Consider the following 12389-nt stretch of genomic DNA (forward strand, 5'->3'; position numbering starts at 1 on the left):
TAAATGTCCTATTATGCACAAAACAATGTGGAAATATAGAGCTACAAAATTAGGTGGTAATACTTGGTTTAAACTTAATAATCTTCATGAGCTTGGCGTTGAACTTAACCTGAGGAAGCTACAAATTTTGTGGGAGTATTTACCCTTGCCTCTTCTTGTACGTGAAATTTGATAATTTTCTATGACTATCATCTCCGACATCTTCTCATCCTTCTAATGTGCTTATCGTTCTATGGATGACTGATATATTTGTATTAGTGGGAAAGCTAAAGCGGTCAAAAAAGGCATATAGGGAAATGATATTTAAGATAAATCAAGAAAACGAAGAATTAACTTCGTTTCCTATACATTGTATATCCTACAACTCCTCCTATCAACAATATAGACAATGAACCGATTACCATTAAGCTACTGAATGTAGTCTTTGGTTCTGTTTCATCAGTCTGACCTACAGTTGAATATTCCTTATTTATAGATTCAGTAGACATAAGTACTTCATTTTCCACAACAGAATCTTCAACTGCATGTCCAACAATTGCAAATGGAGAGAAGCCAGGAGTACTTGCTTCAAAGTGTAGATATTTATCATCTTCACTTATCTTCTGAGTATCGAGTTCATTCCATTGACCATCTGCATGCCTGCACAGTCTAATTGTATCCACATCAATGCCATTCTGTTCAATCCAGTCTTTCTCAATCTTAAATCCTACAACTGCTTCCTCTATATTTTCGGAGAAACCAGATTTTCCAACCCATAGATTGACATTGCGGTAAACTGTGTCTGGTGCATCTTCATCCACCAGAGCAGATGTTCCATGCAGCATCTCAATTGTAGAGGATATCTTACCCCAATTTCTGAGAGCTTTGAACCTGATATATTCGATGGCATTGCCCTCATCATCAAAGTCGTAAGAGCTTACTGAATCAGCTGATACGAACACAGAGAGGACATCCTTGAATGCAATGTTCTCATATGTCTCACCGGTGGTGCCGCCGCCTCCACCACCGCCTCCACCACCGGAGGATGGAGTCGTGCTTCCTGTGTTTTGAGTTCCTTCGTCAGCATCTACAATAATATCCCATCCATTTTCATTCATGAATGGATATGCGTCTGTAGAATCATCTGTTATATTGTAGGGGGTATCACCAATACCATCGCTACCCAATACATTTTGAGAAACATCACTAAAGGTGTCTACACCCAAATAATCATTCCAGTAATTTCCACCTATGGGGTACCCCATATCCCAGATATTATTTCCAAAATCAGTTACTTGTATAGTATTGTTCACAAAATTGTTGTGTATTACCGAATTGTTACTTGAATCTCGAAGTTCCAATCCAACATTATTACTTACAAATGAATTATCAAGAATATAGCATGTTGAGACTGAATCTACTATTATTCCTTGTGTACAGTTAGTAAAAGTAAAACCAGTAATGTTGACTTGGTTTGAATATACTTTAAATCCAGCAAAATCTTCAAAACCATCTATGATAGTTGTATTTTTGTCTTCACCAACAATTTTTACTAATTTATCAATCGATACATTTCCAGAGTAAACACCGCTATGCACAACTAGGATATCTCCATCCTCTGCATCATTTATTGCTTCGCTAATTGAATCCCATTCACTTTTAACAGGAGAATCTTGATAATCCGTATCTACCACAATAATTTTAGGGTTTGTAACTTCTGAACTCAATACTCTTAGATATATGGTTAAATTATCCATCGAACCGTCGTCTGTATAAATACTTGCAGAACCACGATAAGTACTTCCAGATACAACGTTGTTTGGAACTTCAATCAAAATATTTGCTTGGACTTCTGAACCTGCTAATATAGTGTTGTTAGAAATATCCAAATAAATATTAGATCTTGATATCTTGTTACCATAGTCGTCTATTAAATCTGAAAAAGTAGCATTAATGCCTTCTGCATCATAGAAACCACCAAATTCACTAATAATAATACTACTATTAGCATTTTTACCAGAAATACCGTCTATAGTTATATTTTTTGGAAGAATGTTTAGCACAGAAGCCGACTTTTCAGATTCAAATACCATTACTGAATAGCTATCATTACCATTAGTTTCAATAGCAACCACTTTTATAGTATAATTCAGTCCATCAGGACTTTCAAAAGTAATTTGTTCAGGAACAGTGTTTGGACCTGAATAGATAGCATCTGAAATTTCAAGATCGATACTACCAGTAGTGTAATTGAAACCAACATGCCTGTTTTCAGAGTCATAAAGATGTAAATCGAAGTCACCTTCAAGATGAGTAAGCAAAATATTCATTACATCATTATCATATTGACTTTCTGCTGTCACCTCATTCGAAGAAAGTACTGATGAAGAACTAGGAGCAATTGGATTTGTATCAAATTCTCTCAGAAGCTGAATTTCAACACTTTCACCTTCTATCAATTTACCGTCGTAAGTAAGTATTTCCTTGATTATTGTGCCATCCTCTTCATAAATACATTTATATTCAATTGTTTTATAGTACATTGATGTGACTTGAACAGTAGCAAGGTAAATAGAATCTGTTTCCCAATTTTCCTTTGCAGGATATTGATATTGAAACTTAACTTCAACAGGTTCAGAGCTCGGAACAATCTCTTTGTATTCTCCGGCAGAAGATACAGATATAATAGAACTTGCATCGAAATCAAAATCTTGCAAATTTTCCACCGATTCTGGATTAATGAAAGCCCTGCTGACAGACACAAATACGTTTACCTTTGTTGTTTTACTTCCTTCATTTTTCAAAAATACAGATCCTTCTCCTGAGTAAAACATTCCATCTGAATTAGAGACCAAGGAAGCGGGTGGCATATACAATTTTGTAATAGTTATTGAATTGAACTCGGGATCTAAACAGAAATCTAAAGTATTCTTGTAAATGCTTTGTAATGCCTGATTTTCTTCATACAGAGTCGTTATTGCAATTAAATTTTGATGTTGCAACTCCTCATGATATGACAAATCAACTGTTTTAACACTATAGTCCGTTATAGACATAGCAGCATCATATAACAAGCATTCAACAGGGAAACTTTCAGGAACAAAAAATACTTTAGCAGCAGATCCCAATGCACCTACATAACCCACGACCCTTATAGATTTCTTTTCATCTTCATTTTCTTGCGTTAGATAATTAACATATTGTTCAACAGCATTCAGTGTGCCCAATATTTTAGTATCTGCAGTTCCTTCCTGCGGATTTACTCTTAAAATAGTCTGTTCATTATCCATGCTTTCTTTAATGTCAGAATCAAGTTCCACAAGATAATCTAAGACTTCTTGGGTTGGATAGTCTTGCAACTCTTCATCCGAAAACTCTTCTTCAAACTTTTCTAATTCTAATTCCATTTCGTCAGGAATAGTGCTATATTGTGGACCTAATTCCTTATTCAAATGAGCATCTTTGTATGATTCATATAAGTATGAATGTAGCTTGGACAAATCTTCTGCATAATGATAGGAGTCAATAATGTTGCCAGAACCAATAACTACATTATTATAACCGGTATTCGTTGAATCAAACACCTCTAAACCTATGAATTTTCCTTCCAGCTTTTCTAGTGAATCTAATTTAACAAAATCATTTAAACTAGAATCAAACCTATAATATTTGATGTGTTCATCTTCAATTAGAGGTAACTCACTAAAAGTCGGATTTATGCTAATAATTAACTCATTATCATTGCCTAAGCCACCGTTTTTTCCATCTATATCGCTTATTCTTATTTCCTCAATTAATCCAATAGTAATTGCACCTAAGTAACTGCTTTCCATTATTTTAGTAACTTTTTCATTTTCATAGCGGTACAAGTGAACATAATCATTATACGTGATTAAAAGTTCATTTCCGTTCTCTTTGATATTATCAACATCACCTATTGCTAAGCAAGGTTCAAGATACAACTCCAAAGGAAAATCTTTCATGTCATTGATTTCCATTCCATTGTAATCAAATGAATACATCGTTATAACGGTCTGAATTTCAGGGTGATTTGAATTGTCATTTCGAACAATTACGAGTTCGTTCAACCCATCACTATCTAAATCACCAACAACCACATCTTCTATAATCCCTAGATTTTCTAATTTCTTTGAGTATTGTGTTGAAAAAAGCATATATGGTGGAATACTGGAATCCAGTCCAGCATAAACAAAAATATAACCATCATCATAGATAACTAAATCTTCTTTTCCATCATTATTAATGTCACCAGTTTTGATTTCTAAAGAATCACTATATTCAACGTTATCGAAGACATTGTTCCAAATAGGAGAAGTTTGAAATTCACCTGTAGAAAGATTATATGAGTATAGGTACAGATTAGAAGGAATTATTTCACTTTGTATACCAGAGTCAGAGTCAAGAATTTTGGAAACATATGTTGGTTTAGTTAAAACTAAAATATTGTTTTTCCCATCTCTATACATAGTAAAATCTTGGATCTCCAATGAAGCACCATATTCATTGTCCCTACACTCAAGTTTCCTAGACCCTATATCTACTTGTGTTTGAGTAGCTATCAGTTCATTTTTAACCTCATCATCAAGATATTCAAAAGTACCTTCCACTAATGTTGAAAATGATGTTTTTACAAAATACTCAAATGCTGCAGATTTTATTTTTTTAGAATCTAGTAAATCAGGATTCATTAAATCCTGTGTGAACTTCAAGGCCTCTATTAATAACACATTTTCTTCTTTGTCATAAATTTCGGTCCCAATGTCTGCCTGTATAGAAGCTAATCTGTCAACATCATATTCTACTTTTGTCTTTGACGTTTCTTTTAAAGTGTTAAGTTGAGACAGTATCTTTTCCCGATTAGTTTGAGCAGAATTCAAATTTAATGTAATAACCCCAATATCCCCAACCCCATTAGTAGGATTATTCCCCTCGAAAGCTATTTTCGTGCTGTCAGGGCTCCAGTAAGGAGAAGCATCATGTAGGTCAATATCGTACGTAAGCCTGACCTTATAGCTTCCATCCATGTTCCTCAGCCACAGGTCATATGTACCTGCTTCATCTGAAGAATAGACTATGTATTTTCCGTCGGTACTGACTCGTAAGTACCATTCATTCCAAGCAGTATCCGTAAGTTGAGTTATTTCTTCAGTATCGGGATCGATCATCCACATGTCACGTTTCTCTTTGGAATTTGCAGCAGTGTAAATAATATTCCCTTCAGGTGTCCAGTCTATCGATCCTATACCATAGGAAGTTCCTACACGATTATTAGAACTTCCATCAACATTCATCACCCATAATTGGCTGTCTTCTCCACCCCAGGAACCCCTGCTATATGCAATTCTTGTACCATCCGGACTCCAGCTGCCCCAACACTCATTTACTGAACCTTCATTTAAGAGAGGAGTTTGTGAACCATCAATTATATTGACCTTATAAACATCGTACTGATTTATGTTTTTAGTAACCAGCAATTCTGTACCATCCGGACTCAGATCACTGAATCCCACCAGCTTTCCTTCACCAATACCAGTGTTTTCTTTTCCTGTCCCGTCTGCATTAATAGCATATGAGTAACAGTTATCCCAGGACGATCCTGCAAACGTGAAAAGTATCCTGCTTCCATCTGCAGTCCATATCGGGCAACCTTCCTGTTCAGCTGCATCCGTCAGGAAAGTGATATCCTGCACAACCTTGTCCTGTGCAAGCTCCTCAGCAATCTCTCCGGCTGCCTCATACCTCTGAGTTTCGGTAGTGTCTCCCCACATCCAGTGAACATAGAAAGCGAACTTATTATCTTGATTAATGGACTGGACTGTAGGGTAATCATCGGAATCAGAATAACCGCCGGATTCTGGAATTTTATCACCATACCATACCCAATCAAGAAGCCCAGCCGCATTAGTAAGAGGTGAACGTCCTATTAATCGCCCACCAAAAATACCGTCGTTTGCCTCAGTACATTCTGTCCATTCCCATTCATCTTCGTCATTGACCCTTGGCTCTATTACAAGAAGTGAGTATTCATCTGCCGTGTCTTTATAGAATTGATAAGGATGAGTGTAATTGATATCTGAAAAATCTGCATATGTCCTCTGTACATAACTTAAGTATGCAGGATTTGCAATTTCTGTAATGCCTGAAAAAGTTACTGTACTTGTCAGTTCAACTCCTGGATTCAGGTACATGCCTACAATATCATCAAGCTCTGGACTTATCCACCATGTAAAAGCAAGACAGTATGTGTCTTCTAATGAGGTTTCTGTCCAAGGAATTACTTTTGCATCACCGTCAGGATAAATTTCCCATCTTGTAGTGGCATTAAGACCTTCAAAAAGGCTATCAAAGTCAATTACTACCTTTTCATCAGTTTGTTCAACAATATGATATGAATATTCTCCACCAGATACACTTCCTTGATAAACAGCATTAGTCCCTGCAGAACCATCTGGATTCTCATTTGTGATTGCATACCAGCTTCCAAAACCAAAATAAGAATATTCAAGAGTTGTATCCTCAAACCCAATATCCTCATCATAAATTCCATCGCCATCATGGTCCACCCAGAGTTCACGGGCAAAACCACCATTTGCAAGATAATATTTGACCCTGTCCGTAGTTACAATAACACCATCATCCACTTGGATTACAGAAATAGGTTCTATTCTATCAGACCATGTCAACCTCAGCTTATTAGAAGTGTCTCCATCTGCATATACATTGTTGATCAGACACGGATAGACCCCTCCCCATTCAACGGTTTCATAGGCTTCAAATTTCCATAAACCGGATTTACCATTTGTCTGTATGGTTGGGTTGAAACTACCGTGAACAGAAACATGTCCATGAATATCAGTATGCTGTGGTGCAGACCATACTTCATTTCCGTCTGGATCATAGATTTTTATATAACCGTTGATTCCTTCATTGTTAGGATCAATATAAAAATCAAAATTGAACTCATCGGTTCCTTCTGGAACTATGATATTTGTCCACCATGTAGCTATCTGAGGAATTACATCCCCATTAGGATTTGCTGCAAAACCATGATTTTCAGGTTCAGCACTCAGATAATCTGCATTTTCAATTTGTAAATTATAGAATGCTAAATAAACCATTGTTCCCGGTGGTGTTACGATTGTTTCTGGTTTTGATATTACGATTTTCCATTCACCATATTTTCCGTTTGTTGAAATTGATCTAACCCAGTCTTCCTGTTCAAACAGAGTTACTGAGGTATCAAGAACAGAATCTCCTTCCGGACTATAGACCTGTACCTTGATTGCATTTTCATACCATTTCCATCTTGTATCCCATTCTGAATTTTCTGGGATATACCATGGAGTGTGGATTGTGATATCAAAATCATTCACTTCATTTACATAGAAGTAGTATGTATTAGGATAGGGATAATTTGCAAAAATTTCATCCATTCCCATTTCAGTTTCATTATACCAAATCCCTCTGGTAATCTTACCAACTGTGCTTTCACTTGCCATACCGATGCCACAGATTGAAAATAAAATCAATGCCACAGCTACACATATATATGATATTCTAAACCTAGACATTTACAGTACCACCCAACTAACAAACAATATATAAATTTTATATTATAATATATGAATATTTGAGATAGTAATATACGAATAAGAGACACATATAAAGATTGTTATTTTTTCTAACAGAATAGAAATATATTATGTATTTTTGTAGAATTCATTTACAGAATGTTTGAACAAAAATATGATAACTAGCCATAAATCCTAAGCCATATTTACGGGGTCACTTAATAAATAGAACTTACCAAGACTCTGTAGAAACCTTCTAAATTCAAGCGATCATGCAAATCAATAAAACTTCTACATATTACCAAGAATAGCGATTGTTTCTACCAAATTTCAGCGATTGATTGTGGTTTTACTAATAATAGCATCGCCCTCCTTTAATCAATATCATTACCTTATTCCTCTCAACCCTACAAAGCAATTATTCTGACATAGTTTACATGAGGAATGTCTTGAATAAACCTGTTCGGTGATAATCAATGACAACCGAAGTTGAGTTTCAGAAGTTTCTTGAAAAAGCAATATGGGATAGAACTTGGGAAGATGAAGAGGACGAGGATGCAGAAATACAATCCTTCCAAGTTCTAACATTTGAAGATGCAGGTATGCTAACTATAGATAAGGGTCTGGTCGTTATTGCTCCTGACAGGTCAACCTTTACAGTCACTATTCAAAGGAAGGTATGGTAGATGGAAGATATATTTGGTGAGCCTATCTATACCTACACTTCTGAACAGGCAGCAGATGATGGCATCCTTTTTGATATCATTCAAGTAAATCCTGAATGGGCTAAAGGTTTGTTTAGATATGTGACAATGAACCTGATGGAGCATGGATACCTAACCGATGATGAAGTCAATATTCCTAATCTAATGGACTTGCTCATACAATCAACTATTATTATTCGGGATGCATCAAATGGCTTCAAGGATAAGCCTGATACATTCTATTCAGGAAATATAGAAATGCCAAGTGGCAGACAACAGAAAGTCTTTATCTCAATGAACGAATATCAGAAGTATACAATTATGCTACCTGAAGATTACTAATTTTTTTCTTTTTCATCCTCTTGAAGCGTATATATGTTTAGTAAAACACTAAACAAATACTTTATATTGTTGATTGTTAATAACCATATAGATAACAGATGTATGATATCGAATCTCGTTTCAGGCAGATAAGAAATGTAATGATCTATATTCTGTTCCTGAACCTTGCAGTCTCTTTTGCCAAAATTGCATACGGAATGTATACCAATGTTTTGAGTATGCAATCTGACGGTTATCATTCTCTTTTTGATGGTGTTTCAAATATCGTGGGTCTTATAGGAATTCAGATAGCAGCCAAGCCTCCTGACAAAGAACACCCATACGGTCATCGTAAATTTGAGACATTGGCATCTATTGTAATAGCAGTCATACTGGCAGTTGTGGCGTTTGAGATCGTGCATTCTGCTTTTGACAGATTTGGAACCGGGAGTGCACCGGAAGTAACTGCAATTAGTTTTGTAATTATGCTTGGGACAATGTGTGTCAACTATGCTGTGACAACATACGAAAGCAGGAAAGGTACTGAGCTGAACAGCGAAGTTCTTCTTGCAGACTCAGCCCATACAAAAAGCGACATATATGTTTCACTTTCAGTTATCATTGGCCTTATAGCCATTCATTTTGGATATCCGCTTATCGATCCTATTGTTTCTGTTTTGATCGCACTGGTCATATTATATGCAGGAGCAGAGATCATCTTTCATAGTGTGTCAATCCTGGCAGATGAATCCCGGATAGATACCGAGGAAATAGCAGAAATTGTCCGAACTATAGAAGGTGTTATCGATTGTCATAAAATAAGGACCCGCGGTCCTCCTGGAAATGTCTATGTCGATTTGCATGTGGAGGTTGATCCTGGTATGACAACTTACAAGTCACATACCATATCTCATATTGTGCAGTACCGTATCAAGGAAAATTTTGATGGTATAGAGGACGTGCTCGTTCATATTGAGCCAGCTCACACACGGTCGATATAAATACTATCAAGAGGTGTATACAATTATGCCAGGAAATTCATTCGGACATTCTTTCAGGATCACAACATGGGGCGAATCACACGGAAAAGCCCTCGGGGTCGTTGTTGACGGCATACCTGCAGGACTTGAGCTTTCAGAAGAAGATATTCAGAAAGATCTTGACAGGCGAAGACCGGGACAGAGCGAAGTATCAACACCTCGTTCAGAATCAGATTCAGTAGAGATCCTGTCCGGTGTAATTGATGGCATAACCACCGGAATGCCGGTTTCCATGATGGTGTGGAACAAGAATGCAAAATCCAGTGCATATGATTACATAAAGAACATTCCGCGACCAGGACATGCGGACCTTGCCTACACTGAAAAGTATGGCATCCGTGACCACCGTGGCGGTGGAAGGTCGTCAGGCAGGGAAACCATCGGCAGGGTTGCCGGAGGTGCTGTTGCCAAGAAACTCCTGTTACAGAAAGGCATTGAAGTCTTTGCTCATGTAACTGAGCTTGGAGGAGTAAAAGCAAAACCACTTTCATTTGAAGAGATACGCAGCAATGTTGATAGTAATGTTGTACGCTGTGCCGACCCGGAAGCAGCCGAAAAAATGCTGGAACAGGTAAACAAAGCCCGGTTTGAAGGTGACAGTATAGGCGGTATCGTGGAAATTATTGCCACTGGCGTTCCTGCAGGACTTGGAGAGCCTGTATTTAGCAAACTGGATGCTGATATTGCCTGTGCAATGATGGGAATAGGCGCTGTAAAAGGCGTTGAGATAGGCTCTGGTTTTGAATGTGCCGGAATGAAAGGCAGCCAGATGAATGATCCGATTATTCTGAATAGCGGAAAGGTAACTCCTGCAAACAATAATGCCGGAGGAATAACAGGTGGCATATCCACCGGAATGCCTGTGGTATGCAGGATCGCGGTAAAACCCACACCTTCCATATCAAAGTCCCAGAAAAGTGTTGATATGGCTGAAATGAAAGAGATCGATGTGGAAATACATGGCCGCCATGACCCGACAATCCCACCAAGAATGGTTCCGGTTGCAGAGTCAATGATGGCACTTGTGCTTGTAGACCATATGATAAGGAGCGGACGTATTGGTCCTGATTCCCTTATTTAATTAATTTTAAGATATTTCAAATAACTCTATTCTCTTTTTTCCGATCCAAATGCTTGTTTTTTAAACTAATTAGTTGTTAATTCTCTATATAGATTACATAGATTATACCTATCTATTAAGGTAAGCTTTATAGGTAAATTCCTGTCCATTAGTCATATCTTCCTTTCGGATTGTGAAAAAGATGGATACAAGAAAAGTACAGATCACGGGAAAATCCACATATGTGGTTACTCTTCCCAAGAAATGGGCACTTCGATCAAAATTGGAAGCAGGCTCTCATATTTCGATTTTCTATCAGGAAGACGGTTCTTTGCTTCTTAAACCTCCAGGGATAAAAACTTCCAGGAAAACGAAAAAGATTAAGTTCAACAAAGAACTGGAGCATATAAAAAGAGATCTTGTAGGTCTGTATATAATAAGTGATCATCAGACAATAGAGATTGTCGGGGATGATATTCCGGTAGCAGCACGCAGGGAGATAAAAGACCTGTGTCATCGTCTTGTGGGTCTTGAAATGGTTGAAGGTGACGAGAAGAAAATTATCATCAAGAATTTTCTGGACACAGAAGATTTTACAATTGAAAAAGGGCTTAAACGGATGTCCTCACTTGTATACCTCATGCTTGATGAACTGGCATCCACCTTTGAAGAAAATAGCAAGGAATTGTGCAGTCATATAATATCCCGTGATGACGACCTTGACCGAATGTTCCTGCTGGTATCAAAGCAACATGTAGATCGCCTGAACCTCAAAAAACCTTCAAAACATGATACATTAAGCCTTGTGGAGTCATTCTATTACCGGCTTGCAGCCAACGATATAGAAAGAATCGGGGACCATATCTCTAAAATATCATTACATTTCTCTTATATCACACTGTCTCAGGAAGTGCTTTCAATACTTGTTGACCTATGCAGGGAGTGCCAGTCACTTTTCATGGACAGTACCGAAGCTTTGCGTGAATCTAACAGTAATATTGCAAATAATGTGCTGGGAAGAGAGGATATCTTCAATAAAATGCTCATAAGTGCTGCCCAGCTACAGGCCGAGGAGTCCATTGAACTTATAATTGACAGTTTCAGCAGGATAAAGGATTATGCGTCAAATATTGCAGAGTCTGCTATCGATCTATCGCAATTATAGGCTCATACCTCTTTTCCTTTGTGTTGGGGTGATCATTGATTACTCCCTGACATTCTATTTTGCAGGCAGCATTGAAAGGATACTGGACTATGAGTTCAGCCCGACACTGGTATTTGCGGTAAAACATAATTTAGTTCTTCCGTATCTTGCTTTAACGGTTATTTTCTACTATTTTATGGGATATACCATACTGAAGTTCCTGGAAGGTGAGGAGATATACCCTATCGGTGTTTTCATAATTATTCTTATGAGCCTCACACATGTCCTTGGTGGTCTGTCATGGTTCGTGCTCAGTGAGGCATATTCAAATATGGTATTCATGCTTTCCATGACATCCATAATTATTGCCATATCGGTATTCGGATATGAGATATTCAGAAAGGGATGATTTGGGGAAAATCAAGCATTTCAGGGTAATTTTGGCTTTGTAGATCTCTTAGCTTTAAAACATTAAGGAAGTTTGTAACCCAATTTTCAGTGAGTCATGAATAACTTGATTTATCCCGAAGGGTTCGGTGAAGCCGGCGC

General features: G+C 37.4%; 7 protein-coding genes. 6 read left to right on the top strand and 1 reads right to left on the bottom strand.

All coding sequences use genetic code 11. From position 1 onward, the window contains the following. Positions 1-329: 329 nt before the first annotated feature. Positions 330-7499, bottom strand: coding sequence for a PGF-pre-PGF domain-containing protein (locus tag RE474_RS12600; RefSeq protein ID WP_309310712.1), 7170 nt, complete (start codon positions 7497-7499; stop codon positions 330-332). A gap of 548 nt (positions 7500-8047) precedes the next feature. Between RE474_RS12600 and RE474_RS12605 the strand changes: the two genes are divergently transcribed. The 6 genes from RE474_RS12605 (at position 8048) to RE474_RS12630 (ending at position 12249) form a co-directional block, all read left to right on the top strand. Further along, positions 8048-8257 carry a hypothetical protein gene (locus RE474_RS12605; RefSeq protein ID WP_309310713.1) on the top strand — a complete coding sequence of 70 codons (210 nt, stop codon included), beginning with the start codon at positions 8048-8050 and terminating at the stop codon, positions 8255-8257. Further along, positions 8258-8617, top strand: coding sequence for a hypothetical protein (locus RE474_RS12610; RefSeq protein WP_309310714.1), 360 nt, complete (start codon positions 8258-8260; stop codon positions 8615-8617). A gap of 98 nt (positions 8618-8715) precedes the next feature. Next, on the top strand, positions 8716-9597 hold the full coding sequence (locus RE474_RS12615; RefSeq protein ID WP_309310715.1) for a cation diffusion facilitator family transporter: 882 nt from the start codon (positions 8716-8718) through the stop codon (positions 9595-9597). A 25-nt stretch (positions 9598-9622) separates the two neighbouring features. After that, positions 9623-10717, top strand: coding sequence for a chorismate synthase (gene aroC / locus RE474_RS12620; RefSeq protein WP_309310716.1), 1095 nt, complete (start codon positions 9623-9625; stop codon positions 10715-10717). 181 nt (positions 10718-10898) lie between these two features. Further along, entirely contained in the window at positions 10899-11861 is a 963-nt protein-coding gene (locus RE474_RS12625) for a PhoU domain-containing protein (RefSeq protein WP_309310717.1), read from the top strand. Continuing rightward, complete coding sequence (locus RE474_RS12630) at positions 11815-12249, top strand: hypothetical protein (RefSeq protein WP_309310718.1); 435 nt, start codon at positions 11815-11817, stop codon at positions 12247-12249. Before RE474_RS12625 ends, RE474_RS12630 begins: the two co-directional genes overlap by 47 nt. Positions 12250-12389: the final 140 nt, after the last annotated feature.

The organism is Methanolobus sediminis, from assembly GCF_031312595.1.
In the GTDB taxonomy this organism is placed as follows: domain Archaea; phylum Halobacteriota; class Methanosarcinia; order Methanosarcinales; family Methanosarcinaceae; genus Methanolobus; species Methanolobus sediminis.